22 protein-coding genes are annotated in these 26172 nt (G+C 60.6%); 12 read left to right on the top strand and 10 right to left on the bottom strand.

What is annotated here, in order from left to right:
- Positions 1 to 5: 5 nt before the first annotated feature.
- The 3 genes from ACWNZ3_RS21515 to ACWNZ3_RS21525 all read right to left on the bottom strand — a co-directional run bounded on the left by ACWNZ3_RS21515 (position 6) and on the right by ACWNZ3_RS21525 (position 2453).
- On the bottom strand, positions 6 to 1064 hold the full coding sequence (locus tag ACWNZ3_RS21515) for an AbrB family transcriptional regulator (RefSeq protein WP_269367847.1): 1059 nt from the start codon (positions 1062 to 1064) through the stop codon (positions 6 to 8).
- A gap of 213 nt (positions 1065 to 1277) precedes the next feature.
- Positions 1278 to 2054 (bottom strand): alpha/beta fold hydrolase, encoded by a 777-nt coding sequence (locus ACWNZ3_RS21520; RefSeq protein WP_496902581.1) that lies wholly within the window; start codon positions 2052 to 2054, stop codon positions 1278 to 1280.
- A gap of 3 nt (positions 2055 to 2057) precedes the next feature.
- Positions 2058 to 2453 carry an acyl-CoA thioesterase gene (locus ACWNZ3_RS21525; protein WP_269367849.1) on the bottom strand — a complete coding sequence of 132 codons (396 nt, stop codon included), beginning with the start codon at positions 2451 to 2453 and terminating at the stop codon, positions 2058 to 2060.
- Between the two features lie 239 nt (positions 2454 to 2692).
- Between ACWNZ3_RS21525 and ACWNZ3_RS21530 the strand changes: the two genes are divergently transcribed.
- Positions 2693 to 4642 (top strand): 3-hydroxyacyl-CoA dehydrogenase NAD-binding domain-containing protein, encoded by a 1950-nt coding sequence (locus ACWNZ3_RS21530; RefSeq protein ID WP_496902582.1) that lies wholly within the window; start codon positions 2693 to 2695, stop codon positions 4640 to 4642.
- 3 nt (positions 4643 to 4645) lie between these two features.
- On the opposite strand, the gene ACWNZ3_RS21535 is transcribed toward ACWNZ3_RS21530, so the two are convergent.
- The gene (locus ACWNZ3_RS21535; protein WP_496902583.1) at positions 4646 to 5803 is read right to left on the bottom strand and encodes an acyl-CoA dehydrogenase family protein; all 1158 of its coding nucleotides are present in this window, start codon (positions 5801 to 5803) and stop codon (positions 4646 to 4648) included.
- Between the two features lie 115 nt (positions 5804 to 5918).
- On the opposite strand from ACWNZ3_RS21535, the gene ACWNZ3_RS21540 reads away from it, so the two are divergent.
- From ACWNZ3_RS21540 to ACWNZ3_RS21575, 8 genes are all read left to right on the top strand, one after another.
- The gene (locus ACWNZ3_RS21540; RefSeq protein WP_496902584.1) at positions 5919 to 6815 is read left to right on the top strand and encodes a LysR substrate-binding domain-containing protein; all 897 of its coding nucleotides are present in this window, start codon (positions 5919 to 5921) and stop codon (positions 6813 to 6815) included.
- Between the two features lie 165 nt (positions 6816 to 6980).
- Complete coding sequence (locus ACWNZ3_RS21545) at positions 6981 to 7484, top strand: tripartite tricarboxylate transporter TctB family protein (RefSeq protein ID WP_496902585.1); 504 nt, start codon at positions 6981 to 6983, stop codon at positions 7482 to 7484.
- 12 nt (positions 7485 to 7496) lie between these two features.
- On the top strand, positions 7497 to 8993 hold the full coding sequence (locus ACWNZ3_RS21550; RefSeq protein WP_496902586.1) for a tripartite tricarboxylate transporter permease: 1497 nt from the start codon (positions 7497 to 7499) through the stop codon (positions 8991 to 8993).
- Positions 8994 to 9131: 138 nt separating this feature from the next.
- The gene (locus tag ACWNZ3_RS21555; protein ID WP_496902587.1) at positions 9132 to 10127 is read left to right on the top strand and encodes a Bug family tripartite tricarboxylate transporter substrate binding protein; all 996 of its coding nucleotides are present in this window, start codon (positions 9132 to 9134) and stop codon (positions 10125 to 10127) included.
- A 99-nt stretch (positions 10128 to 10226) separates the two neighbouring features.
- A complete protein-coding gene (gene dctP, locus ACWNZ3_RS21560) occupies positions 10227 to 11150 on the top strand; it encodes a TRAP transporter substrate-binding protein DctP (RefSeq protein WP_496902588.1) in 924 nt (307 codons plus the stop codon).
- A complete protein-coding gene (locus ACWNZ3_RS21565) occupies positions 11147 to 13123 on the top strand; it encodes a TRAP transporter large permease (protein ID WP_496902589.1) in 1977 nt (658 codons plus the stop codon). The genes dctP and ACWNZ3_RS21565 overlap by 4 nt, the downstream gene beginning before the upstream one ends.
- A gap of 48 nt (positions 13124 to 13171) precedes the next feature.
- Positions 13172 to 14347 (top strand): FAD-dependent oxidoreductase, encoded by a 1176-nt coding sequence (locus ACWNZ3_RS21570; RefSeq protein ID WP_496902590.1) that lies wholly within the window; start codon positions 13172 to 13174, stop codon positions 14345 to 14347.
- A 61-nt stretch (positions 14348 to 14408) separates the two neighbouring features.
- Complete coding sequence (locus ACWNZ3_RS21575; protein ID WP_496902591.1) at positions 14409 to 15149, top strand: GntR family transcriptional regulator; 741 nt, start codon at positions 14409 to 14411, stop codon at positions 15147 to 15149.
- Between the two features lie 58 nt (positions 15150 to 15207).
- Here ACWNZ3_RS21575 and ACWNZ3_RS21580 read toward each other — a convergent pair whose 3' ends face one another.
- On the bottom strand, positions 15208 to 16086 hold the full coding sequence (locus ACWNZ3_RS21580; protein ID WP_496902592.1) for a LysR family transcriptional regulator: 879 nt from the start codon (positions 16084 to 16086) through the stop codon (positions 15208 to 15210).
- Between the two features lie 109 nt (positions 16087 to 16195).
- Here ACWNZ3_RS21580 and ACWNZ3_RS21585 point away from each other — a divergent pair, with 109 nt between their 5' ends.
- Positions 16196 to 16567, top strand: coding sequence for a VOC family protein (locus ACWNZ3_RS21585; RefSeq protein ID WP_496902593.1), 372 nt, complete (start codon positions 16196 to 16198; stop codon positions 16565 to 16567).
- Positions 16568 to 16570: 3 nt separating this feature from the next.
- Complete coding sequence (locus ACWNZ3_RS21590) at positions 16571 to 17251, top strand: glutathione S-transferase family protein (RefSeq protein WP_496902594.1); 681 nt, start codon at positions 16571 to 16573, stop codon at positions 17249 to 17251.
- 104 nt (positions 17252 to 17355) lie between these two features.
- On the opposite strand, the gene guaD is transcribed toward ACWNZ3_RS21590, so the two are convergent.
- The 5 genes from guaD to xdhA form a co-directional block, all read right to left on the bottom strand.
- Positions 17356 to 18657, bottom strand: a complete 1302-nt coding sequence (guaD, locus tag ACWNZ3_RS21595; RefSeq protein WP_496902595.1) for a guanine deaminase — start codon at positions 18655 to 18657, stop codon at positions 17356 to 17358.
- A gap of 64 nt (positions 18658 to 18721) precedes the next feature.
- Positions 18722 to 20326, bottom strand: a complete 1605-nt coding sequence (locus tag ACWNZ3_RS21600) for a xanthine/uracil/vitamin C permease (RefSeq protein WP_496902596.1) — start codon at positions 20324 to 20326, stop codon at positions 18722 to 18724.
- A gap of 66 nt (positions 20327 to 20392) precedes the next feature.
- A complete protein-coding gene (gene xdhC / locus ACWNZ3_RS21605; RefSeq protein WP_496902315.1) occupies positions 20393 to 21208 on the bottom strand; it encodes a xanthine dehydrogenase accessory protein XdhC in 816 nt (271 codons plus the stop codon).
- Between the two features lie 4 nt (positions 21209 to 21212).
- Complete coding sequence (xdhB, locus tag ACWNZ3_RS21610) at positions 21213 to 23534, bottom strand: xanthine dehydrogenase molybdopterin binding subunit (RefSeq protein ID WP_496902605.1); 2322 nt, start codon at positions 23532 to 23534, stop codon at positions 21213 to 21215.
- An 89-nt stretch (positions 23535 to 23623) separates the two neighbouring features.
- Positions 23624 to 25081, bottom strand: coding sequence for a xanthine dehydrogenase small subunit (gene xdhA / locus ACWNZ3_RS21615; protein ID WP_496902316.1), 1458 nt, complete (start codon positions 25079 to 25081; stop codon positions 23624 to 23626).
- A 122-nt stretch (positions 25082 to 25203) separates the two neighbouring features.
- Here xdhA and ACWNZ3_RS21620 point away from each other — a divergent pair, with 122 nt between their 5' ends.
- Positions 25204 to 26106, top strand: coding sequence for a LysR family transcriptional regulator (locus ACWNZ3_RS21620; protein WP_274574856.1), 903 nt, complete (start codon positions 25204 to 25206; stop codon positions 26104 to 26106).
- The last annotated feature ends 66 nt before the right edge of the window (positions 26107 to 26172 follow it).

Genomic DNA, 26172 nt, shown 5'->3' on the forward strand with positions numbered 1-26172 from the left:
TCGCGTCACGGGCGTCGGCGTTTTTCATATCGGTCGATTGCCGCGATGACCCAGGGAATGTTTGGCATGAAGATAAAGATGCGGGTGAGCTGAAAGGCGGTGACCAGCGCCAGGTCCACGCCCAGGAATTTGGCGGTCAGGGCCATTTCCGTCACGCCGCCAGGAGCAACGCCAAGCACGAGGATCTCCCAATCCAGATCGAACAGGGCTGCCAGTCCGACGCCAACTGCCGACACGATCCCCAGCAACAATAACGTGCTGATTGCCGAGGTGACCACAAGGCGGCCGCCCTTGAGAAGCAGCTCACGCCGAAAGACACTGCCCAACCAGGTGCCAAGCACGATCTGTGCGGCAGACAGGATCAGCGGCGGAAAGGCCGTCGGTTCCAGACCTGTCGCCGCAGCCGCAGCCGAGAAGGCCAGCGGACCCAGGAAATAGGGGTTGGACAGCCGAAGCTTCTTGAACAGGAGCGCCCCGCTGATCGCCAGAAGTGCCAGAAACCCGTTTCCGATCAGATCGAAACTGCCGCCCCGGATCAGGCCGCTGCGGTCGGGCCAGCCATCGACCGAATAGATGGTAAGCGGGACCAGAATGACAACGGCCGCAATGCGCATGGTCTGCGACAGCACGATGGGGCCCGAGTCGATGTTCAGCTTTTCGGCCATCACGGCGGCTTCGACCGGGCTGGTCGGAAAGGTGGCCAGAAACGACTGCGCCAGACGCATGTTGCCCATGCGGGCTGTCAGTACCGCGACAATGCTGGCGATCACTGCGGTGATCAGCGCCGCGCCGATCAGCAGCGGGGCGAGGGCCAGAAGCGCGGTCAGGGCCGCCGGGGTAAAGGCCAGCCCGACCTGTGCGGCGATGGTCATCTGCCCGAAGGGGCGCGTTTTGACGGGAACTTTCACGGTGATCACACCGCTGATATATGCGGTTGCAGACAGTACAAGTGGCCCGATCATCCAGGGCAGCGGCACACCCAGATTTGAAAACACCCACCCCGCGCAGGTTGCCAGACCGTATAATGCCGCCAGAGCAAGAACAGTGTTCAGACGTGTTGACATGGATTGGGTCCTTTCCGGCAAAGTCGCCGTGTCGACCGGCCTGTGTCGGGCCTGTTTGTTGCTCCCGGCCTAGCGCGGCGGTAAGGCATTGCAAAGACCGCGGAGGCGTTTGACGGCATCAGATATCTGAGAAATAGTCATGATTTCAACAGGTTGTCACTTTTGATCCGAAGCCTGCCTTTTGCTTTGGGTAGGCTGACAAAAAGTTCTGCTTCACAGCGGCACCTTGCCGAGGAAATCACACACGGCGCTGTCAAATGCGGCGCTGCAATCGACGTTGACCGAATGCCCGCCTTCCAGATCGGTGATGCCGATGGAGGGATGCATGCGCGACAGCCAGTTCCGAATGGGTTGAAACTTGCTCTCCTTCACGCCGTTGATCAGCATGGCAGGCACGCGCAGTTCTTGCAGTCGGTGCTGGACGGATAGTCGCGGCAACCCTTCGCCCAGTAGCAGGGCCAAACCGTCGGGATCGGTGCCATCTGCGTCCCTGGTCAGCGCGGCGCGCAGGTCGGCGGGGAAGCGGCGCGCGTGGACCGGATGATAGGGCAGGCCGCGCAGCGCATCGGCGCCATTGGTTTTCAGCGCGTTGATGCGATTGGCATTCGCTTCTTTCAGCTCATCCGGCCAGTCATGCCTGAGCGCGGCATTGGCGTTGGTGAACACCAGCGCGCCACTGTGCTGCGGCAGGTCAAGCGCATAGCGTAACACAAGCCCGGCACCAAAACTCTGACCGCAAAGGTGCCACCGTTCTATCCCCAACTCCTGCCGCAAGGCGTCCAACTGGCGCACCAGATATTCTGGATCGGCCTCAGCGGCAGACTTGGGGCTGCTGCTGTCGCCATGCGCGGGCAGATCGACACGGATTCGGCGAAAGCTCAGCGCCAGGCTTTCGTTCGGTTCCCACAGGCGGCGGCTGACAAGCAGACCATGTACCATCAGTAGCGGGGGAAGCCCCATGTCGGGATCGGCGGAACAGGCGAGCGGCATGGATCAGGGGTTTTCCGAAGTTACCGGCACGGCGCGGCCTTCATCATCCAGGGCCACGAAGGTAAAGTTGGCTTCGGTCACCATTTCGCTTTTGTCCGACTGTCGCGGGCGCCGCCACGCGTCCACATGGATCACCATCGACGTGCGCCCGACCTTGATCAGGGAAGCATAAAGCGACACCTCGTCCCCGACCTTGACCGGGCGATGAAATATCATCGCGTCCACTGCAATTGTCGCGCTGCGCCCGCCCGAGGTCAGGGCGGCAACATTTCCGGCGGCAAGGTCCATCTGGCTCATCAGCCAGCCGCCAAAGATATCTCCGGCTGGGTTGGTGTCTGCCGGCATCGCGACTGTGCGAATGGTCGGGTTGCCCTGCGGCGGCGGGTCTTCGCGGCCCATCAGGTCAGGCTTCCGAGGTTGGTGCCTGTGGCGATCTCTGTGGAGATGGAATGTGTCATTCAGGGGCTCCCTTTCTGGAATCACTGGCGGTGCAATCAGCCTGTTGGCAGGACCAGCCTAACCTTAGGAAGGCTGGCCTGAACCCAACGAATTGTTTGATCACGCCCAACATCGATCTGTCTATACCTGCCCGCAAGAGACGTCCGAAGGGGCGTCGCCAATGGGAGGAGGCCTGAACAATGTCGGTTGTAACCTGTGAGATCCATGGCGCGGTGGCGCATGTGGTTATAGACAACCCACCGGTAAATGCCCTGTCGCAGCAGGTGCGGGCCGGACTGGCAACCGCCTGTTCCGACATTGCCCGGCAAAAAGATGTGCGGGCCGTTGTTCTGTCATGCGCCGGGCGCAGTTTTGTTGCGGGCGCGGATATCCGCGAATTGGGTCAGACACCGCAGGAGCCGTTTCTGCCGGATGTTCTGGCCCTGATTGAAAACGCGGCGGTGCCTTGGGTCGCGGCGGTGCATGGGACGGCCCTTGGCGGCGGGCTGGAGCTGGCGATGGCCTGTCACGGGCGGGTTGCATCGACATCTGCAAAGCTCGGGCTGCCCGAAGTGTCGCTGGGGATCATTCCCGGGTCAGGCGGGACGGTACGGCTGCCGCGTTTGGTGTCGATGGCTGATGCGGTTCAACTGGTGACAACTGGTAAGCCGGTGGCGGCGCAGGCGGCAAAAACCATGGGGCTGGTCGATCGGCTGTGTGCCGAGGATGTGGTGAAAGAGGCAGAGAGCCTTGCGCTTGAACTGGCGGGGCAGGGTGTGCCGCAAGCGACACGCGCCCGCCCGCTTGTGGCAGGACCGGCGGTCGACTGGGCGGCCAGGGAAGCAGAGTTGCGCAAACGGTCACGCGGTGCTGTGGCGCCGCTTGAGGCATTGGGTGCCCTGCGGGATGCTCAGAGCCTGGGCGTGGTCGAAGCCCTGTCGGCAGAACGCGGGCGTTTCCTGCGTCTTGCCGCCTCCGGGGAGGCTGCTGCCCTGCGTCACATCTTCTTTGCGGAACGCGGTGCGGGCCAAGGCCTGAAAACCGCGCAGGCCGAACCGGCGGACCTGTCGCGTGTCGGTGTCATCGGCGGCGGTACGATGGGGGCTGGGATTGCCACGGCGCTGTTGCTGGCCGGATCACAGGTGCATCTGGTCGAACGGGATGCGTCAGCGGCCGAAACGGCGGGTGCGCGTGTTGCGGATACCATCGCGGGCAGTCTCAAACGCGGCGTGATCTCGCAGGACAAGGCGGATGCGGCGCTGGCGGCACTTGGCACCGGGCAGGATTACGCCGCGCTGGCCGGTTGCCCGCTGGTGATCGAAGCGGTGTTCGAGGATCTGGACGTGAAGCGCGAAGTATTTAACAAGCTGGACGCCGTGATGCCCGACGACGCGGTGCTGGCAACCAACACATCCTATCTGGATGTGAACCGGCTGGCCGAAACAACCCGTGACCCATCGCGCATTCTTGGGCTGCATTTCTTCTCACCGGCTCACGTGATGAAACTGCTGGAAGTGGTACGGGGCGACGCCACCGGCGCACGCGCCCTTGCGACCGGCGCGGCCTTGGCCAAACACCTGCGCAAAGTGCCGGTGGTTGCCGGGGTTTGCGACGGGTTCATCGGCAACCGGATCATGGCGGCCTATCGGCGTGATTGCGAATTCATGCTGGAAGAAGGCGCGCTGCCACAGCAGATCGACGCAGCGATGGAAGGCTTTGGTTTTGCGATGGGGCTCTACAAGGTCCAGGACATGAGCGGGCTCGACATTGCCTGGGCGCAACGCAAGGCCCGTGCCGCGACACGGCCCGCCGATGAACGCTATGCCCGGATCGCAGATATCCTTTGCGAAGCGGGGCGGTTGGGGCGCAAGGCCGGCAAAGGCTGGTATGATTACGCCAGCGGCACAGCGTTGCCTGACCCTGAAGTGGAGAAAATCATCCTCGCAGAAAGCGCGCGTGCGAGCTGGACCCGCCGCGACTTTACGCCAGAAGAGATCATGCAGCGCATATTGAGCGTCATGCAGGCCGAGGGACAGGCGATCCTGAACGAGGGGATTGCAGAAAGCGCGGCGGATATCGACGTTGTGATGGTGCTGGGCTACGGCTTTCCGCGTCACAAGGGTGGGCCGATGTTTATGGCCCGTGGTTGAACGCTAGGCAGATTTCTGCGGGTTCTGCGGGAAGCGGCGCTCAAAGATGCCCTCGGCAATGCGGTTCTTGAGGATTTCGACAGAGCCGCCGGCGATCATCCATCCCCGGGTACGGCGCAGGCAATATTGCGCCGTACTTTCCTCTGAAAAGCCGGCGCCGCCCATGATCTGAAGCGCCTCATTGGCGGCGAAATGTCCCGCTTCGTTACATGCCAGTTTGGCCAAGGCCGTGTCCCGGGCATCCGGCAGGCCGTCTCGCGCATTGACGGCGGCGCGCATCAGCAAAAGCTGTGCGGATTCCAGTTTGAGCGACATCTCTGCGAATTTCCATTGCAGGCCCTGAAACTCGCAGAGCGCACGACCGAATTGTTTGCGCTCTGTGGCGTGATCGCGGGCAAGGTTGAAGGCATGGCGCCCGGCTGCCACGGCGCGGGCGGCGTTGCCCAGCCGTTCGATGTTGAAACCCGCCATCTGCTTGCGAAAGCCGCCGGGGCCCAGCACCAGGTTTTCGGCCGGAATCCGGACGTTGTCGAAATAAAGCTGTGACCATTCCTCGCCGTTCATGAAGGTCGAGGGTTGTCCCACGACGAAACCCGGCGTTCCCTTTTCGATCAGCACGGACCCGATGCCATCCGGACCCGGACCAAAGCGGACATAAACGAGAAAGACTTCGGCTTCACTGCTGTGCGTGCCGAAGATCTTGGTGCCGTTGATCAGGTATCCGTTGCCATCTGGTGTGGCGGAGGTTGTCATCTCGGTCGCGGCGGAACCCGCCTGGGGTTCGGTCATCGCCAGGGACATCACGGCACGGCCCTGGAGGATCGGCACCAGATAGCGGGCCTTCTGATCTGCGGTGCCGTATTCGGCAAGGGTACGCATGGGACCGAAGTTGCCGGCTTGTATCACGTCGCCGCTGCGCGGGCAGGCCTCGGCGACGGTCTGCAAGGCAATCAGCGCATCCACAAGCGTGCCGCCGATGCCGCCATCGGTTTCGGGCAGGGGGATGCCCATCAGGTCAAGTTCTGCCATGCGCTTTGCAATTTCCCAGGGATAGCCGGACGCGCGGGCGCGTCTGGCCGCCTCCGGCGCCAGTTCGCTGCGTGCAAACCGGGCAACATTGTCCCGGAACATCTGTTGATCTTCCGTGAGGTCAAAATGCATGTTGCAACCTTCCTTGTGCCTGTTTGGCTTGCAAAGTACCCTGATAAAAAGTCTGTTGAACTTGCTATTTATCACATGAGGCAAATCTGAGGTTATGGAACGAGGATTGTCGCGGTTGCCTTTGAATCCGATGCGTGCCTTTGCGGTGGCATCACGGCACCGCACATTTACCGCAGCCGCCCAGGAGCTGGGGGTGACGCAGGTGGCGATCAGTCGCCAGATTGCGTTGTTGGAGGATTACCTCGGCGTCCCGCTTTTCGACCGTGATGGCCGGTCGGCGAAACTGACCGATATCGGTCGTGCTTACGGGCAAGAGATTGCCACGCATTTCGAGGGGCTGGAAACGGCAACGGCCCGTTTGCTGAACATAGAAACCGCGAATACGATCCAGTTGCGGATTTATCCCAGCGTCGCGCATTACTGGCTGTTGCCGCGTTTGTCCCGTTTTACGGATCAATATCCGGGCCTGCGGGTGCGGATGGATACGCAGGTGGCGCCGCTGGATTTTAGGGGCACGCAGCTTGACGTGGCAATCCAGCTGGGAACAAGCCCCTGGCGCGATGCCCGCTCACGCAAGCTGTTCGACGAGCGGGTGGATGTGGTTTGCGCACCGGACTATGCCACGCGGATGGGGCCATTCGTTGACCCACAGGCGGTGGCGGGTGGCGATCTGCTGCATTCGCATTATCGGCGGCGGGCATGGGACGATTGGGCGCGGGCCTGCGATGTGGCGCTTGATCAGGCATCGGGGATCGAATTTGACAGCTCGCTTTTGACGTATAGTGCCGCCGCACAGGGCTTTGGACTGGCGATTGGTCAGGTGGATCTGCTTGCCGGAGAACTGGCCGCAGGGAGGTTGGTTGCGCCGCTGAACCAGCCGGTTCTGACGGGACAGGCCTTTCATGTCGTGTGGCCCACGACATTGTCGGTCAGCACAAAAACCCGCCGATTCATTGATTGGTTGCTGAAGGAAGCGGGTGAAATGCCGGAGTTCTTCAAGCGGGGGGCCTGAATTGCCGCTTAAGTAATTGATTCATAACTATTAAATCTTGACTAACTGAATGGGTGCTGTCGGCTAACCAATGCTCAGTTCAACTATCGTCCGCTTTGCGGTCTGTATGCTGCCGGAGGAGACGCAGGTCTGAACGAAAGTTCGGGGCTGCGAAGGGAGGAATACATGGACGATATTTTGAAGAACGACAAAGGCTGGCGGTTTCAGCTGGGCCTTCTGCGGGGTGCATCACCGGTTATCGACTTGATAGGTTCTGTGGTGTTGTTCGGCATCTTCTGGGTTTATCTCCGGTCGTCGATGGCACTGCCACCGCCGCTGAACGATATTGATATCGGCGCGGGCGGGTTCCCGCGGTTGTTGGCGCTGGCGACGCTGGTTGCCATTGTCGCCATGGCGATCAGCGCAATTTACCGCCTGCTTGACCGCGTGCCGGTCAGCTGGGTCTCGGTGCGCCGTCCGGTATCTGTGGCGCTGACAACCGGACTTTTGATCCTTCAATCCGTTTACTTTGAACAGTTGGGTGCGCTGCCCTGCGTGTTGCTGTTCGGCCTGCTGACCATGCTCGCCTGCGGCGAACGGCGCGTGCTCCATCTGATCGGTGTGCCGATTGCGCTGGCTGCTTTCATTTATGTGGTCTTCGTGCTTGCGCTGCACGTCAACCTGCCCTGAGGAGTGATGAATATGCTGGCTAATCTCGCACTTGGCTTTTCCGCTTTTGGTGATCCGATGGTTTGGGGCGCGCTCGTTTTCGGAGCGCTTGTGGGCTACCTGATCGGGGCCATCCCCGGCCTCGGGCCAAGCCTTGGGGTGGCCTTGCTGATCCCTTTTACCTATGGCGTCGATCCGGTGGTTTCCATCGTCGGCCTTGTCGCGCTCTATGCGGCGGCAGAATATGGCGGTGCGATTACCGCCGTGCTGATCAACTCGCCCGGGACCGCAGCCGCAGTTGCCACGGCCTGGGACGGCTATCCCTTGACCCAACAGGGACGCGCTGGCGAGGCGCTGACCGTCTCGATCATCTCGTCCGGCGTTGGCATCTTCGTTTCCACCGGTCTGCTGATCCTAACTGCGGTGCCGTTGTCGGAATTCGCGCTGAACTTCGGACCGGGAGAATACTTTGGTCTTGCTCTGGTGGGTCTCAGTCTGGTTGCCGGTCTGTCGGACGGGTCACCGATCAAGGGTATGGTTGCCATGGGCATCGGTCTTGCGATGGCGACAATCGGTCTGGATGTGCAAATCGGCGTGCCGCGTTTTACCGGCGGGAACTACGAATTGTTCGAGGGCCTGCCCTTGGTGCCGGTTCTGCTGGGGCTCTATGCGCTGTCCGAAGTGCTGTTCATGATCGAAGAAGGTGCATCCGCCAAGATCAAGAGCGCGGCAGTCGGCGGGTTGGCGTCCATCCCCTACAACGCCGTAAAAGGGCTGAAGGTAGTGATCGTGCGCAGCTCTCTTCTGGGGTATGTGATCGGGGTCATTCCGGGGGCCGGGGCGTCCATCGCATCTTTCGTGTCCTATGCGGTAACCAAACGCTTTTCGAAGAAGCCGGAGCTTTTCGGAAAGGGATCGCTCGAAGGTGTCGCCGCTTCCGAGGCTGCGAATAACTCGGCCGTTGCGGGGGCCATGGCACCGCTGCTTGCCCTGGGCATTCCCGGTTCGGCCACCACCGCCGTGATGATCGGTGCACTGATGGTCCAGGGCATTCAGCCCGGCCCGTTGCTGTTCACCCGCACCCCCGAGATTCCCTACACGGTGTTTGCATCGCTGTGGATTGGTGTGCCGGTCATGATCTTTATCGGCCTGGCGGGTGCGCGGATCTGGGCGAAAGTGGCCAATATTCCGCGTCCGGCGATTGCGGCCATTGTGGCGGGCATCTGTTACGTCGGCGCTTATTCGTCCGAAACCACCATGTTCCCGGTTCACGTCATGACCGCCTGCGGCATCATGGGATATGTTCTGCGCAAGCTGGGCGTGCCGCTGGCACCGATCATTCTGGCGATGGTGCTGGGCGAAATGATGGAGACCAACTTCCGCCGTGCGCTGATTTCGAACCAGGGCGAATGGGACATTTTCTATACCTCGCCGATGACCGTCATCCTGCTGCTGATCGCTCTGCTGGCCTTTGCCGTACCGGGCATTGCAGCGCTGCGCGCCAGACGCGCAAGAGCCGAGAAGGCTTGATGTAGAACCCAGGCGATTTGCCCAAGAAAAAGGTACGGATCGCCTGACCAACCCTCAGTTCACACCGGGGATCAAACATTCGAAACTAAAGACACGGCTCGAAAAAGCCACGCTAGAAAGTTCAGGGAGGAACCAAGCATGTCAGTCTTCAATTTCAAGTCCGCGGCCATCGGCCTTGTCGGCGCTGCCGCCTTCGCCATTGGTATGTCAGGGGAAGTAAAGGCCCAGGACGGATGGCAACCCGAAGGCCCGGTGAACGTCGTTCTTCACACAAAGCCCGGGGGCGGTGTGGATGTTTTCGCCCGTACCCTCGCCAAGGAACTGGAGCCGCTCATCAACCAGACAATCGTCGTGGTTAACACACCTGGCGGCGGCGGGGCTTCGCAAATGGCCAAGGTCAGGGCCGCCAAGCCCGACGGGCTGACATTGGGTGTGAACACGGTAACGCATTTCACCGGCATGCTGACCAACCTGCGTGGCACGTTCACCTCGGAAGATTTCGAATGGATCGCCCTGGCACAAGAAGATCCGATCATGTTCTTCGTTGCCAAGGATTCACAATTGAACGACCTGAAGGACCTGGTGGCGCTGGCCAAGGAAAACGGCGGCGAGGTCAATATTGGCGGCTTTGGCCCGGTGGGCTCGATGCAGAATATCGGGATGACCATGCTGGAAGAATCCGCAGGCGTGAAATTCAACTGGGTTGCGTTTGAATCCACCCCCGACATCATTGCTGCCGTTCTGGGCGGGCATGTGGATGTGGGCGTTTCGAACCTTGGCCCGGCCCTTACCTTCTTCGAGGCCGACCGTCTGAAAGGATTGGGTGTTCTGGGCGAGAAACGTCTGAAGACGCTGCCCGACATGCAAACCTTTGGCGAGCAGGGTTTTGACGTCGATACAAGCTGGATCCAGGTGCGCGGCGTCTTTGGCCCGAAAGGGATGCCGCTGGAACTGCAGCAGCAGATAGCGGATGCAATTCACAAGGCGATGGCCACCGACAGCTATCAGACCTACGCCCGTGCATCAGGTGTCGAAGACAGCGACTATGGTCCGGAGGAATACGCAGCTTTTGTCAAGAATCTGACCGCAGTGGCCGAAGCGCAGCTGACTGCCGCCGGGTTGCTCAACAACTGATACGGCGTCGCCCGTCGGGCAGTGGCCTGGCGGGCGGCACATGCAGAATTTTCCAAAGGTGCGATGGGTCAGATGAACGGTGCATTTACAGGATTGCGGGTGGTTGACACGACCCATGTGCTCGCAGGGCCGCTTTATCAGCTCACCTACAAAAAATGGGTGGACGCCATCAATGAAGAGGCGGCTGGCGAACTGACCATCACCAATTTTCCGCCGCCGTTTGCGGATGCGACAAACACCTGGGAACGCGTTGTTCAGGGCGTTGCCGACATGGGGGTCGCAGGGCTTCCGATCTCGGGTATTCCGCTGAAACGGACGCTGGTGACCACGCTGCCCTCGACGGATGTGACCGACATGAAAGCCGCCTCGATCGCGCTGGCGGAAACCTACGAGAAAGGCCTGCTCGACCCCTCTCTGGATGAGGTCAAGATCCTGGCGCTTTATACGGTTCTGCCGACACGTTTCTTCAGCCGTGAACCAATCTCGGATGTCGAACAGCTCAAAGGCATGAAGGTTCGCGCCCAGGACGCCAACATGGTGATGGCGATGGACAAGCTCGGTGCAGCGGCAGTCTCGATCCCCTTCTCCGAAGGCTACCAGGCGATTTCACGCGGTGTGGTTGAGGCCTCTTCCGGCAATGAGATCACCCAATACACCTACAAGTGGTCCGACTACCTCAAGCATGGGATCGAAGACATCACCTTTGGCATGACGCCCTTTGCGATCATCATGAACAAGGAAAAATACGAGGGCCTGTCTCCGGAGATGAAAGCCATCGTCGACAAGCATTCCGGCATGGCGCTGACCGAAATGCTGGCGATTGGACAGACCGGTATCCAGAAAAAGTTCTCGGACGAAATGGTGGCTGACGGTCGGCTGACCTGGCACAAACTGTCGCCCGAGCAATACAAGATCTGGAAGGATGCAATTGCCCCGGTTGTCGAGGAATGGCTCAAGAAGGGTGACGGCGTGCAGGAAACCTATGACGCCTTCATGGCAAGCTACAAGGCAGCCGCGAAGTGAGCGAGGCGACCATGACAATTCCGACCAATGTGCGCGACCGTCATGTCGAACTGTACGGATCGGAACATCATGGTCGCCAGATCGACGGGCTGCTGGCCCGCATTGACACCAGATTGGCCGGGTTCAACCGGCTGATCGCTCTGGTCGGGGTTGTCGCCATTCTGGTCACGGCGCTGATCCAGACACTTGATGTGATCGTGATGCGGGCAATCTTCAGCTCTCCGCTCACCGGCATCAACGAGATCTTTTCCACGGTCTTTCCCGTTTCCATCGCCGCTGTGCTGGCGGCTGGCCTGTCACAGCGCGCGACGCTGGAAGTGGACATGATGGCGGGCATCCTGTCGCCCCGGGCAGTGCGCTACCTGCGCGGGATCGGTGCGGTGCTGTATCTGGGTGCGCTCGTCCTGATTTTCTGGGGCGTGACGCTGCAGGCGCAATCGACCTTGAACAGGGGAACCTACACGATCCTGAATGAAGTTCCGGTCGGTCCCTTCTATGCTGCTGTTGCCCTGTTGTTTCTGCTGACCATCCCGACCCAGCTGGTTGTCGCCCTGCGCCTCGCGCTTGAAACACATGCGCGCTGGCCGGTTGCGATTGCACTGGTCTTTGTGCCCGGCGTGCTGATCCTGGCCTTCTTCACCTGGATCGCGCTGAGCTTTGGGGCCTATTTCATGGGCAACATGGTTGCCTCGATGCTGGCCATCGTTGCCCTGATCTGGGTGCTGATCTTTACCTTTGTACCGGTTGCCGCCACGCTGACGCTTTGTTCGATCCTGGGGGTCGCACTGATCTTTGGCGTCAAAGGTGCCGTTGCCACGCTTGGCAGTGAAACCATGACCCTGCTGTCGAGCTATGACATCGCCGTGGTGCCGTTCTTTCTGATCATGGGCGGTCTTGCTGTCCGGTCCGGCATGGCGGCCGACATCTACAACTTCGCCTCCGCGCTTTCCGCGCCGTTCCGCGGCGGGCTCGCCCTGGGCACCATCGGGGGATGCGCGGGCTTTGGCGCGTTGACCGGATCCTCGGTCGCCACCGTCGCCACCATTGGCAAGGCCGCCTTCCCGGAAATGAAGAGCCGTGGTTATTCACCCCTTTTGTCGAGCGGTGTTATCGCCGCCGGTGGCACACTTGGCCAGCTTGTGCCGCCCTCCACCGTCGTGGTCATCTATGCGATGATGACCGAGCAGTCGATCGGGCTGATGTATGCGGCAATCTTCGTGCCCGCCCTGATCACGATCATGCTCTATATCATCGCCGTTTTTCTGTTCCTTGCCATTTCGCCCAACAGCGCGCCTAGCGAGGCCAGCTGGGACGCCCGCGAGATCCTGCGCTGCGGATGGCGGGCGCAGCCGGCTGTCATCATGTTCGTGGTCATTTTTGGCGGCATGTTCGCCGGTATCTTCACGGCAAGCGAAGCCGCCGCCGTCGGCGCTGTCTTTGCGGCCCTCGTGCTGGTGCTGCGCAAATCCTACCGGTTGCGCGACACGCCCGAGATCGTGGCCGAAGTGACATCAACCACCTCGATGATCTACATGCTGATGATCGGTGGTTTCGCCTCGACCTTCTTCTTTTCGGCCACCGGCCTGCCGGAGCTTGCCGCGCGTTCCATTGGCGGTCTGCCGGTGCCGGGCTGGGTGGTCGTATCGCTGATCTGCCTCGCCTTTCTGGTGATCGGAACGATCATGGATTCGATTGCGGTGATGATGGTGACGGCATCGGTCACCGCCTCCATCGTGTCGTCGCTTGGATACGATGTCATCTGGTGGGGTGTGGTCATGGTGGTGATCGTGGAACTGGGGGTCATCACGCCGCCCTTCGGCCTGAACCTCTTTGCCCTCAAGAGCGTCGCACCCGAGATCACGATCCGGCAGATCTATGGCGGGGTCCTGCCCTTCGTGGCGGCTGATATTCTCAAGCTCGTGCTGCTGATCGCCTTCCCGGCGCTGGCGCTCTGGCTTCCCTCTCTGATGTGAGGATGCGGTGCCCCCCGCATCACGACCAGGAAAATCGAAAGGTCTGGAATGAAAGAGTCTGTAATCATCGTTGGCGGCGGGCCCGTCGGTCTTCTGACAGCGCTTGGCCTGGGTCAGAAAGGCATCGACGTGACCGTGCTCGAAGCGGAAGACCGACCCAGCGACAGCCCGCGCGCCCTGGCATATCCGGCCCCGATCCTTGAGCATTTCGACAACCTGGGCATCCTTGAGACCTGCAAGACTCTCGGCATTGTCAAAACGGCGGTGGACTGGCTGGTCCATGACACCGGCGAGATGCTGCACATGAGCATGGACAGCTTGAAGGAGGTTTCGGATTATCCGATGAGCCTTCACCTGGGACAGGACAAGATCGCCCTGGTCGTTCTGGAAAAACTGGCGGAGTTGCCGAATGTCAGCGTCCGTTTCTCGGCCAAAGTGAAAGACATCGTTCAGGATCAGGCCGGGGTGCGGGTGACGCTGGATGACGGCGCCGACGAAGAAGTTGTCGAGGGCAGCTGGCTGGTCGGCTGCGACGGTGCGTCGAGCCTGGTGCGTGAGCGCGTGCTGAAGACCAACTTTTTCGGCATCACCTGGCCCGAACGGTTTGTCGCGACAAACATCTACTTTGATTTCGAAGCCGAGGGCTACACGGCGACGACATTCCAGGTCGATCATGACAACGGTGCGGTGATCGTCAAGATCGACCCGGAAGGGCTGTGGCGCTGCACCTATATGGAAAGCGAAGCGCTTCCGGTCGAGACAGTGGGCGAGCGGATTGCCGACAAGTTCAAGACGCTGCTGCCGGGTAACGGGGCCTGGACGCTGAAACAGCATTCGCCCTACCGGATGCACCAGCGCTGTGCCGATACGATGCGGGAAGGGCGCATCCTTCTTGCCGGGGACGCGGCGCATATCACCAATCCGACCGGCGGGCTGGGGCTGACCAGCGGTGTTCTGGACAGCATGGCGCTGGTCGAGGCTCTGGGGCAGGTGATTACCGAGGGTCGCGACAGCGCCATCCTGACCGAATATTCGGATGACCGCCGGCGCAAGTTCCTTGAAATTGCGTCGCCGCGGGCATCGCTGAACAAGCAGATTGTCTTTCACATGGGCCCCGGACATCAGCGCGACGAATGGCTCGGTTACATGCGCCACGCGGCCCAAAACCCGGATATGCTGCGGCAGATGTTCTCCTTCTCCGAACAATTGGTAAGCCGCTTCTGATGCGGTCCGGTGGCGTTATATCCATTGTGACGGCGGGCGGTCTGACCACAGGATGCTTGCCATGAGCTTGGGCATTGCATACGAAAAAGCGAACAGTCGGAAGGAAAAGGCCAGCGTGGACGACAGCGGACGACGGGTTTTGGATATCAAGCGCAAGCCAACCGTGCATCTGGTTGCGGACCGCCTTCGCGAAGCCATCATCGAAGGTCATTTCGCGATTGGCGAGCCGTTGAACGAAGCGCAGCTGGCGCAGGAGTTCAACGTCAGCCGCACGCCGCTGCGCGAAGTCTTCCGTATTCTTGAGACCGAACGCCTTCTGAGTGCCGAACCCTATCGCGGGGTGCGTGTGTTCACCATGGATGACGAAGAGACCGAGGAAATCACCGCCTTTCGTATCCATATTGAGACCGTCGCCCTGCGCGAGGCCGCACGGCTGGCCAAAGAACCGCTGCTTGCCGATCTGCGCGAGGTGACGGGGAGGATCGAAAAGGTTGTATCTGCCGGGCAGCGGGATCTTTTTGCGGCACTCGATACCGAATTTCACGATGTCTTTGTGGCCCATGCGGGCAACCGTTATATCGGGCGGGCATTCAACCTCTTCCGCTGGCGGTTTGCGGCGCTGCGCCATCTGCTCAAGCAAGATGAGCAGGTTCTGGAACGCTCGTGCAATGGCCACCGGCAGATCATCGAGATGGTTGCGCAGGACCGCATCGACGATGCCTGCGAAATCCTGCGGGATCATATTCAGAACGGCAAGAAGCGGTTCATGCAAAGCCTGAAAGAGGCGCATCCACAGAAATAATCGCCGGCACGTCATGGGCCGGTTCTCCCGCCGCGACACATCCGGTGATCCCGGCTTTCTATGACCGCTTCCAGACCGGGTCGTGCCGGAAGGAATTGGAGAGAAACCCCATCAGCAAGGAGATCCGTCGCACCGCCCGCAGGTCAGGATGTGTCAGTATCCAAAGGCAGTTTGGTGGCGCTGATGAAAAGGTAAAACACCGCATCAGATCGGGCCGCCGCATGTCGTCGGGCAAGAGGGCCACGCCGTGGCCGCCTGCCGCAAGGCTTGCAATGGTGGTCAGATCGTCGCAGCGAATTGTCGTCAAGGGCTGTCCGCCGGACAGGATGCCCGCATAGGCCTGATGATGGGCCAACATGCCCGCGGGCGCCACCAACCTGTGCCGCGTCAGATCCTTCTCGTCCTCAAGAGAGCCATGCGCCTCCAGATAGGAAGGTGCCGCGTAAACAGCCCAATCAATGTTCAAGACCCGCCGCCCCCAGAGATGATCCGGCGGCGCATGGGCCACGCGCAGGGCAACGTCCGCGCTGCGGTTGGACATGTTCATTTCCTGATTGGAGACCAGCAGTTCGATCATGATCTTGGGATGCGCTTTCGCGAATTCGGCCAGATACCGCTCAAGCACCGTGTCGGAAAAGCTGCGCGGCGCCGTCAGACGGACAGTGCCTTCGGCGCTTTCATCCCGACCCGCGATCCGCCTGTCGATCTCTTCGAAAGACCGGGAGATGCCACCGCTGATCTCCAGCATTTCGGCACCAGCATCGGTCAGCACATAGCGGCCCTTGACGCGGTCGAACAGACGGGTGCCGATCTGATCTTCCAGGGCAGACATATGCCGGAACACCGTCGCGTGGCTGACACCGATATGCTCTGCCGCCCTGACAAGGGAACCGGTCTCGCAAACAGCGCGGAAAACCTTGATCGCGTTCCAGTCCATAGGTTCATTTCAAATTTGCAATGTTTGATGGCAATCATGGCTATCGAATGAAAATTTGCAACATTCTATCTGTGAGGCTTCCAATAGACGATACATATGGAGGTTCAAAATGATTGGATATACGTCCCTTGGTACTGCTGATCTGGCACGCGCGACCGCGTTTTATGATCCGTTGCTGGCCGAACTGGCGGCAAAACAAATCATGGCATTCGACGATTTCATCGTCTGGGCCAACGCGGATGGCGGCCCCGCGTTCTCGATCCATGTCCCCGAAAACGGACAGCCCTATTCTGTCGGCAATGGCGTGATGGTCGCCCTTGTGGCAAAGGACAGTGCTCAGGTCGATGCGATCCATGCAAAGGCGCTGGAACTGGGGGGCGCCGATGAAGGCAAGCCGGGGTATCGTGCGGAGGGGTTCTATGCGGCCTATTTCCGCGATCCTGACGGCAACAAGCTCAACATCCACCATATGGCGGGCTGAGCGATGCCGGAACAACGCTACAAGATCGTGGGGCACAGATTGTGCCCCTACGTTCAGCGGGTCGTCATCACGATGCTTGAAAAAGATATCGCCTTTGACCGTCTGGACATCGACCTGGACAACAAGCCGGACTGGCTGCAGGAGATTTCGCCTTTTGGTCAGGTGCCGGTCTTCCGGGCCGGTCCTGACGACTGGTTGTTCGAGTCCGGCGTGATCGCCGCGTTCCTGGACGGCAGTTCGGGCGGCGGTCTGCTGCCCGGTGACCCGCTTGCACGGGCGCGGCATGAGGCCTGGATGTCTTATGCGGATGGCATGCTGAATATCGTCGCCCGCATCATCTATCGCGATGCTGACGCCACGGCGGTCAGACGTTCAATGGCTGACCTGAAAGAGCGTCTGGACATCGTCAATGCACGCTTTGCACCGAAGGATTACTTTGCAGGCTCTGAGTTCGGGCTGGTCGATGCGGTCTTTGCAACGCTGTTTCGCTACTTTTCCGTGCTCGACATGCTGTCGGAAGTGGCTGTGGGCGACAGGCTGCCCGGCACCCTGGTGACCTGGTGGGAAACCGTGCGCGCGCGCCCGTCTGTGTCCGCTGCCGTGCCCCGCGACTATGAAGCCGAACTCGGGCGATTTATCGCCGGAAAGCAAAGCCATGCCGGACGTGTACTGGCGCAGCTTTGAACGCGACCCCGGGGTGTTTTTCTGACGTAATCAAACGCGGCGAGCCCTGCGCGAAGGCAAGTCCTGCCGGTCATGCCTTCGCCATTCCAATCCCGTGACGGTCATCATCTGACAATTCCCTTCTGAGGATGACCGGCAACATAGGTCTGCACGATGGCGCGATCATCGCCCATCATCTGCAACACAAACAATTCTTCGGACAGCGTTTCCGCCCGGCCCATGCGCAGTGCCATGGCAGGCGTTGCCCGGGCATTCAGGACAACGATGTCCGCCTCTGTTCCGGCATCGAGTGTTCCGATCTTGTCGGACATGCCCAGCACCTCGGCATTGCCGCGTGTGATCCAGTGGAATGCACGCAATGCATGCAGCTTCTGGTGCCGCAGTTGCAGGATCTTGTAGCCTTCATTCAGGGTCTGAAGCATCGAATAGCTGGTGCCCGCCCCGATGTCCGTTGCGATACCGTTTGAAATGCCATGGGCGCGCAATCCGGCATCGTCGAAAAGCCCGCTGCCCAGGAACAGATTTGAGGTGGGGCAGAAAACCGGATGCGCCCCGGCCTCGGCAATGGCGACGATTTCACGTTCCTTCAGGTGGATCGCGTGGCCCAGCAAGGTCTTTTGACCCATGAGACCGTGGGTTTCGTAAACATCGAGATAATCGCGCGCCTCGGGATAAAGTTCTGCGGTAAAGGTTATTTCTGCGTGGTTCTCGGACAGGTGGGTCTGGACGTAGCAGTCGGGATGTTCCCCCGCCAGCGCGCCCGCCATCTCCATCTGCTGCGGGGTTGAGGTGATCGCGAAGCGTGGGGTGATTGCATAGGAGGCGCGGCCCTTGCCATGCCAGTTGGCGATCAACTCCTTGCTGTCGTCATAGCTTGACCGGGGCGTGTCCAGGACAGATCCGGGCGCATTGCGATCCATCATGGTCTTGCCCGCGATGATCCGCATGTTCCTGTCTGCTGCCGCCGAAAACAATGCCTCGGCTGACGCCTTGTGGACGGAACAGAAGGCAACGGCAGTTGTGGTGCCGTGATCGGTCAGCAAATCGCAGAACTGGCCCGCCATCGCGGTTGCATGTTGCGCATTGGCATAATCCGCCTCTGCCGGGAAGGTATAGTCGTTCAGCCAATCAAGCAGCTGGCTGCCCCAGCTGGCCACGATCTGAACCTGCGGAAAGTGGATATGTGCGTCGATAAATCCGGCCATCAGAAGGTGTGGGCGGTGATCCACGACCCTGGCATCAGGCGCGCGTGCAGCGCTGTCACGGTACTCTCCCGACGCGACAATCCTGCCGTCGCGCACAAGGATCGCGCCATCTTCAACATAGCTGTATGCCTCACTGTCATCGGCATCTTTCGGTTCCTGGTGAAACGTCAGAAGCCGTCCGCGCAGCAATATGTCGGTCATGGAATCATTTCCTTTGAGAGAGGTGTCGGGGCGCGGCGCCAGATGGCCGCCGCGCCCGTTTTGTTCAAGCCCGTTCGAAGGCCGGGGTGTTGTCGTCCAGAAAGTCCGGCTCGTCCGGTACGATGATCCGGCGTTCCAGATCTTCACGGGGTGCCACCATCGGATAAAAGATCAGGAAGGCACCGATGATCAGGTAGCCGGTGGTGATGCCATCGAACTGCGGAAACTGGAGCGTATAGCTGTGGATGATCCCGACCGATGACATGATGGCCGCAACGATGGCAAACCCGCCCGCATGGCGGTGCCGCCCGTCGATGACGTCGGCAACGATTGCCCCCCAGACTAGGCCGGTGATGATGGCCCCCTGTGACAGGGCCAGATGCCCCTCGTAATGCGCGCCTTCCCTGAGCAGGGCCGCGGTGAGCGCATTGTCGCCAAGCGGAGGCAGACCTTCGACGCCTGATGTGCGCAGGGCATTCATCAATGACCCCCATTTGACCATCAGGAACTCGGAGATATGCGGCAGGATCGCAAAGGCGACTGCCGCCATATGGGCGGGTCTGACGGCAAATGCCGTGTTGGTGATCAGGCTGACGGAGACAAAGACCAGCACCGGGGCAGCCGCCGCGATTGGGATCAGCCCGGCCAGGAACGACAGAAAGCCAAGGAATGCCGCCGCGGCAATGACAAATGCCACGCCGATGATGTAGCCCGCCCGCGCATCCATGCGCTTGTAGGCCGGGTGGCCGATATAGACCGTGGTCGGGAAGGGCGAACCGAACAGCGCGCCGATCATTGTGCCGGCCCCATCGGTCACCTGGCACAGGGCGACGGGATAGGTGTCGCCCGCAGCCTCTGCCGATTCTACGTTATTCATGGTTTCGATAAAGTTGTAGATCTGGACGGGGATCAGGACGAGGAACAGTTCAGGATTGGCAAACAGATATTGAATGCCTGCAATCATATCGCCGAAATAGGGGACCGGCGGGTAGAAACCAACGCCCTCGGTGCTGAACGACGATTGCCCCAGAAAGATTGCAATGATTGTACCAACGGCAATGGCAACCAGGCCGGCAGGCACATTCCCGGGCAGCCGGAAGCGGCCAATCAGACCCCAGAGGATGAACAGCAGCGACGTGAAACCGATCAGCGGATGTTCGAAAATCTCTGCCAGTGGGACGGAGCCGATGAAGACCAGCGCGATGCCGCACAGGGTGCCCAACATGCCGGCCCGGGGTGTGATCCGCTTGAGAAACGGGCCGATGATGGCCCCGAAAGCCGCGACGATACCGCCCATGAAGCCTGCGCCGATGCCAACCTGCCAGGCCAGAAGCGGATCGTTTGTTGCCCAGAATATCGGGCCGATCACCCCGAAGAGATAGACAAACATCACAGGGGTCGAGATGCCGTAGGGCAGCGCGGTCACGTCCTTGCCCTGCCGATTGGCGACCCGTTTGGCCAGCAGCGCATAGACCACGACGCCCGCAAGGATGGCGACGGCCGCGCCGGGGACAATCCGACCGAATACAATGTCGGCAGGCATCTGAAAGACAAACTGACAGACACCCGACAGGATCAGCAGGTTGACGAGGTTATCGGTGAATAGCGCCCAGAAAGCGTTGAAATCGCTCCTGTTGAATAGCTTGTAGGTGTAAGTGGTGTCCGACATTTTGGGTCTCCTCCCGTAAAGTGTCTGGCCCCGTCGGCGCAATTGGCTGTGCCGCGCAGGCGTCTTTCAGATTGTCAGTTTGACGTCCTCGCTCTGGGCGGTGGTCAGCACGCTCATGACCTGCGCCGTGACGGAGGCCGCAATCACCTCGGGGCGCTTGTCAGGGCTGCTGGCGTCTCCGATCGGGCAAATCAGCCTGGTGCAATCGCTCTGCGCGGCGTGGCTTTGGTGAAAGCGTGCGAATTTCATCCGTTTGGTCGCAGAGCCGATCAGGCCGACGTAAGCAGCATCGCGCCGGTCCAGTGCTTCGGAGGTCAAGAGAAAGTCGAGCGCGTGGTCATGGGTTAGAACGATGAAGGCGCTGCCGGGCGGGGCGGCCCGGATCTCGGCCTCCGCCATGGGTGTGAGGCGCGTTTCAACCTTTGCATCCACAAGCGCCAGCTCCTCCGGGCGGCTGTCGATGAGGATGCAGCGCACGGGCAGGAACTGGAAAAACCGGGCAAGCGCGCGCCCGATATGGCCTGCACCCAGGACATAGACATGCGGCCGCGCCGCCTGTCGTTCTGCATCGGCGGCCAGGGCCTGCGCACGATCGGCCTGGGTCATCCGCTGCAGGGCAAGTTCGACGCGCCCGCCGCAGCATTGCCCGATCTCCGGCCCAAGCGGCACGTCCATCCGGTCAAAATCGCGTCCGCTGCCCAGCATTTTCCGGGCCTGATCAATGGCCATGTATTCGAGCTGTCCGCCACCGATAGTTCCGTGCAGCCCGTTGGGCGTCACGAACATCTCTGCCCCGGCTTCGCGCGGGGACGACCCGCGCACGCGGCACAGGGAAACCCGGACAATGTCCGCATTGGTGTCAAGGAACTGAGACAGGCGCATTGGATCAGCCCCGCAACCGCTCAATCGCCATCAGCACACGCTCGGGCGTCGCGGGCGCGTCAAGGCGCGGGCAGGTCTTGTAATCCGCCACGCTTGCGACCGCATGTGACAGGGCCTCGAACACCGATATGCCCAGCATGAAGGGCGGCTCGCCCACGGCCTTGGACCGTTTGATCGTGTTCTCGCGGTTCTCGGACCAAGCTGCCAGTTCAACGTTGAAGACGCGCGGACGGTCGGAAGCCAAGGGAATCTTGTAGGTCGAGGGCGCATGGGTGCGAAGCTGCCCCTTGTCATCCCACCACAACTCCTCGGTGGTCAGCCAACCCATGCCCTGGATGAACGCGCCTTCGACCTGGCCTTTGTCGATGATCGGGTTCAGGGATCTGCCGACATCATGCAGGATATCCGTCCGCTCGACGCGGTACTCCCCCGTCAGCGTGTCAACCGTCACTTCCGAACAGGCAGCGCCATAGGCATAATAATAGAACGGTCGACCGGTGCCTGTGTCGCGGTCCCAATGGATTTTAGGCGTCTTGTAGAAGCCCGCAGCCGACAGATGCACCCGCGCCATATAGGCCATGCGGATGAAATCGGCGAAGGGGATCGTCTCCTCGCCGATCTGCACCGCATTGGCAATGAAACGCACGTTGCCGGCGTCTGTTTGCCAGCGTTCGGCGGCAAATTCGACCAGCCGCGCCTTGATCTGGTCTGCGGCGTCCTGCGCGGCCATCCCATTGAGGTCTGATCCCGAGGAGGCCGCGGTTGCGGAGGTGTTCGGCACCTTTTCCGTCGTGGTTCTGGTGATCTTGATCCGGTCGAAGTCCACCTGAAAGGCATCTGCGACGACCTGGGCAATCTTGGTGTTCAGCCCCTGACCCATTTCGGTGCCGCCATGGTTCAGGTGGATTGATCCGTCCGAATACACATGCAGCAGCGCCCCGGCCTGATTGTACCAGGTCGCCGTGAATGAAATGCCGAACTTCACCGGGGTGAGCGCGATGCCTTTCCGGATCGTGTCTCCTTTGGCGTTCCAGTCAAGCACGGCCTGGCGGCGCGCCTGATAATCGGCGCTTTCCTCAAGCTCCCGCACGATCTGCGGTGCGATATTGTCTTCGACGGTCTGATGATAGGGCGTCACATCTCGCCCCTTCTCGCCGTAAAAATTGCGCTTGCGGATTTCCAGGCTGTCGACACCACGATGATAGGCGATCTCTTCCATGATCCGCTCTGCGACGATGACACCCTGCGGGCCGCCAAAGCCACGAAACGCGGTGTTGGAGACTGTGTTGGTCTTCAACGGGTGCGAACTCAGCAAAACGTTGGGGTAATAATAGGCGTTGTCCGCATGAAACAGCGCCCGGTCCGTCACCGGCCCCGAGAGGTCTGAAGAAAACCCGCAGCGTGCCGCGAAATCGCCCGCGACCGCCTCGATCCTGCCCGCATCGTCAAAGCCGACCTCGTAGTCGACGACAAAATCGTGCCGCTTGCCGGTCGCTGACATGTCGTCGTCCCGGTCGGGCCGGATCTTGACCGCACGGTTCCACTTCTTTGCTGCCACTGCCGCGACGGCGCAGAACAGGTTCATCTGGGTTTCCTTGCCGCCAAACCCGCCGCCCATCCGGCGCACATTGATCGTCACGGCGTTGGAGGGCACGCCAAGGACATGGGCGACCATATGCTGCGCCTCTGTCGGGTGCTGGGTGGATGAATGGACCGTCACATCCTCATCCTCGCCCGGGATGGCAAAGGCGATATGCCCTTCCAGATACATGTGATCCTGACCTCCGATGCGGAACTTGCCCTTGATGCGATGCGCCGCCCTGGCCATGGCATCGCGGGCCGCGCCCCGCTTCAGCGTGAGTGGCGGTGTGACATACTCCATGCCCGCTTGCCGTGCCGCTTCGGGATCAAGCACATGGGGCAGATCCTCGTAATCGACCCGGGCAAGCCGAGCCGCGCGCCGGGCGGCATCACGCGTGTCTGCGATGACCGCAAACATCGGTTGCCCCCAGAATTCGACCTTTTCGGTGGCAAAGATCGGCTCGTCATGGCGCCCGGTGGGGGAGACGTCGTTGACGCCGGGAATATCCTTTGCCGTCAGGACACCGACGACACCGGGTGCCGCACGTACCGCTGTCAGGTCCAGCGCGCGGATCACCGCATGGGCGCGGGTGGACAGGCCCAGATAGGCATGCAGCGTGCCGACCGGTTCGGGAATGTCATCGCAATAATCCGCGCGCCCGGTGACATGTTTGATCGCGCTTTCATGGCGCAGGTCGGTATGGACCCCGCCGCGGATGGTGGTGCGACCCTGATCGCCGCGCATCAGATGCTGCGCGACAGGCGGGTCCTTGCGTTTGTCCGTGTCAATGACGGATTCAATTGTGTCCTTGATGCTCATTTTCGGATCCTCCCTCACGCGGTCAGTTGAACGGCTACGTCGCTGTCCTGCTGATCGCGCCAGAATTTGCGGAACAGGTTTTTGGACACCAGCAGCCGGTATTCCGCCGAGGCGCGCCAATCCGTGAAAGGTGCAAAGTCATCCCCAAGCGCTGCGGCGGCCTTGAGCAGCGCGGCCTCGCTCCATTCGGCACCGACCAGCGCGGTTTCGGCGTGCGTGGCCCGTTTCGGCGTTGCCGCCATGCCGCCGAAAGCGATGCGGGCGGAAGTGATCATGCCGTCCTCGACGGTGACGTTGAACGCGGCGCAGACGGATGAAATATCCTCGTCCCGGCGTTTGGAAATCTTGTAGGCCGCATGGCGCGCATCCGCCTTGGGGCGGGGCACGGAAATGCTTTCCAGAAACTCTCCCTCGCCCCTGTCCTGCTTGCCATAGTCGATAAAGAACGCCTCGATCGGAAGGCTGCGGCGCGCCGCGCCTTTGCGCAAAGTGATGGTTGCGCCAAGGGCGATCAGGACCGGCGGCGTGTCCCCGATGGGCGACCCATTGGCGATATTGCCGCCGATGGTGCCCATGCTGCGGATCTGCCAGCCGGCGATGCGATCCCAGAACGGGCCAAGGTGCGGATAATCCGCGACCATCACGGCCCGGCTGTCCGTATAGCTGACGCCGGCACCGATATGGATCGTGTCGTCGCGCCGCTCGACCTTTTTGAGCGCATCGAGATGGCCCAGAAAGACCACCGGAGAAATATCGCGCAGGAACTTCGTGACCCAGAGGCCCACATCCGTGGCCCCGGCAATGATCGTGGCGTTCGGCATTTCCTGCAGGACTTCCGCCAGGTCGTCGACGGAGGCAGGCAGGATACAGCGGCTGCCGTCCTTGGAAGTGTCGACGCGCAGACCGTCACGCAAGTGGGACAGCCTTGCGGTCATCGCGTCGCGTTCAAGGGTCAGCGCATCGTCGGCCGGGCTGCCATGCGCCGTCACAGCCCTGGCAGCCTTGATGATGGGCTCGTAACCGGTGCAGCGGCACAGATTGCCTTGCAGGGCTGTTTCGATTTCGGTTTCTGACGGGTCCGGGTTCCCCATCCAGAGCGCATAGAGCGACATGACGAAGCCCGGCGTGCAAAAGCCGCACTGGCTGCCATGATGTTCGACCATCGCTTGCTGGACCGGGTGCAATTTACCGTCCGGACCCGAGAGATGTTCAACGGATACGACGTGACAGGCATCCAGCGAGGCAAGCAACCGGATACAGGCGTTGACCGGCTCATAACGCAAGACACCGTCCTGAAGGCGACCGACCAGGACGGTGCAAGCCCCGCAATCCCCCTCGGCGCAGCCTTCCTTGGTGCCGGTCAGGCGGCGGTCGATGCGCAGGAAATCCAGCAAGGTATCGCTTGCACCGACGCTGTCGAGCGTGATGTCGCGGTCATTGAGGACAAAGCGTATGTTTGATCTGGTGGTCATGAATCCTCCCATGGCGCAGCTGTGACTCTGCGGGCGCCGTCAGTATCCTTCATTTTTGATGCCTGAAATACGGCGGAGTCGCGTATGCTCTTTCAACGAATCGTATATAATCGGAGAAGGTCATGCCCTATCTCGAAAGTCTGAAGGTCTTTGTCAGGGTTGTGGAACTGGGCAGTATCACCGCAGGCGGGCGTGACCTGCGCCTCACGCCTGCCGTGGCCAGCAACCGGATCAAGGAGTTGGAACGCCGTCTGGATGTGCGGCTGTTCAACCGCACAACACGCAAGCTGTCGCCCACCGAAGTGGGCCATGCCTTTTACGATCACGCCCGACAGGTCGTGCAATCGCTGGAAGACGCCGAGGCTGCTGTCTCTGACTTTTCGCAAAATCCGCATGGCACCATTCAGGTGACGGCACCGCTGGGTGTCGGTAAGCGCCTGATCGCCCCCCTGATCCCCGATTTCGTGGATGAATATCCGGAAGTATCGGTCCGGCTGCGGTTGTCGGACCGGAAGGTGGACCTGTTGGAAGATGGTTTGGACGTGGCCTTCTTTATCGGCCGCCCACCGGATTCGAACTTGAAGCTGCGCAAGATCCTGGACACGCCGCGCCTTTTGTGTGCCGCGCCTGCCTACCTTGAGCGGCGTGGTGTGCCGCAAACTCCCCAGGACCTTCGCAACCACAATTGCCTGCTGCTGCGCTACCCCAGATCGCCTGAATGGTTCTGGACCCTGGCGACAGCGGAAGGGCCCATGAGAATGGATGTGTCCGGCAGTTACGATTCAGATGACGGCGACGTCCTGACCGATTGGGCGCTTGCCGGGCGCGGGATCGTCAACAAGCCCTTGTTCGAAGTCCGCGAACATCTGAAGCGCGGCGATCTTGTTGAAATCCTGCCCGATACGCCGCCGGAACCCGCCATGTTCGGATGCCTCTATCCGCACCGGCGGTTGCAGGACAGCAAAGTGCGCCTTTTCATAGATTACTTGATCAAGCGGTGCCGGGAACATCTCTCGGCGGTTTGAAAAGACGAAGCAGGGGGTTTCGGTTTTCCAAGGCATTCTCGCGCATTATCAAAAAAAACCGAATAC

The organism is Sulfitobacter sp. IGS-18 (assembly GCF_059628195.1).

Excerpts from the sequence above, each read along its gene's own strand:
- ACWNZ3_RS21590 (WP_496902594.1), top strand. The coding sequence starts at position 16,571 with ATGCCGGAACAACGCTACAAGATCGTGGGGCACAGATTGTGCCCCTAC.
- xdhA (WP_496902316.1), bottom strand. The coding sequence starts at position 25,081 with ATGACCACCAGATCAAACATACGCTTTGTCCTCAATGACCGCGACATC.
- ACWNZ3_RS21600 (WP_496902596.1), bottom strand. The coding sequence starts at position 20,326 with ATGTCGGACACCACTTACACCTACAAGCTATTCAACAGGAGCGATTTC.
- ACWNZ3_RS21575 (WP_496902591.1), top strand. The coding sequence starts at position 14,409 with ATGAGCTTGGGCATTGCATACGAAAAAGCGAACAGTCGGAAGGAAAAG.
- guaD (WP_496902595.1), bottom strand. The coding sequence starts at position 18,657 with ATGACCGACATATTGCTGCGCGGACGGCTTCTGACGTTTCACCAGGAA.
- ACWNZ3_RS21525 (WP_269367849.1), bottom strand. The coding sequence starts at position 2,453 with ATGGGCCGCGAAGACCCGCCGCCGCAGGGCAACCCGACCATTCGCACA.
- ACWNZ3_RS21570 (WP_496902590.1), top strand. The coding sequence starts at position 13,172 with ATGAAAGAGTCTGTAATCATCGTTGGCGGCGGGCCCGTCGGTCTTCTG.
- ACWNZ3_RS21535 (WP_496902583.1), bottom strand. The coding sequence starts at position 5,803 with ATGCATTTTGACCTCACGGAAGATCAACAGATGTTCCGGGACAATGTT.
- xdhB (WP_496902605.1), bottom strand. The coding sequence starts at position 23,534 with ATGCGCGGCGATCAGGGTCGCACCACCATCCGCGGCGGGGTCCATACC.
- ACWNZ3_RS21620 (WP_274574856.1), top strand. The coding sequence starts at position 25,204 with ATGCCCTATCTCGAAAGTCTGAAGGTCTTTGTCAGGGTTGTGGAACTG.
- ACWNZ3_RS21515 (WP_269367847.1), bottom strand. The coding sequence starts at position 1,064 with ATGTCAACACGTCTGAACACTGTTCTTGCTCTGGCGGCATTATACGGT.
- xdhC (WP_496902315.1), bottom strand. The coding sequence starts at position 21,208 with ATGCGCCTGTCTCAGTTCCTTGACACCAATGCGGACATTGTCCGGGTT.
- ACWNZ3_RS21585 (WP_496902593.1), top strand. The coding sequence starts at position 16,196 with ATGATTGGATATACGTCCCTTGGTACTGCTGATCTGGCACGCGCGACC.
- ACWNZ3_RS21530 (WP_496902582.1), top strand. The coding sequence starts at position 2,693 with ATGTCGGTTGTAACCTGTGAGATCCATGGCGCGGTGGCGCATGTGGTT.
- ACWNZ3_RS21520 (WP_496902581.1), bottom strand. The coding sequence starts at position 2,054 with ATGCCGCTCGCCTGTTCCGCCGATCCCGACATGGGGCTTCCCCCGCTA.
- ACWNZ3_RS21550 (WP_496902586.1), top strand. The coding sequence starts at position 7,497 with ATGCTGGCTAATCTCGCACTTGGCTTTTCCGCTTTTGGTGATCCGATG.
- ACWNZ3_RS21545 (WP_496902585.1), top strand. The coding sequence starts at position 6,981 with ATGGACGATATTTTGAAGAACGACAAAGGCTGGCGGTTTCAGCTGGGC.
- ACWNZ3_RS21555 (WP_496902587.1), top strand. The coding sequence starts at position 9,132 with ATGTCAGTCTTCAATTTCAAGTCCGCGGCCATCGGCCTTGTCGGCGCT.
- ACWNZ3_RS21580 (WP_496902592.1), bottom strand. The coding sequence starts at position 16,086 with ATGGACTGGAACGCGATCAAGGTTTTCCGCGCTGTTTGCGAGACCGGT.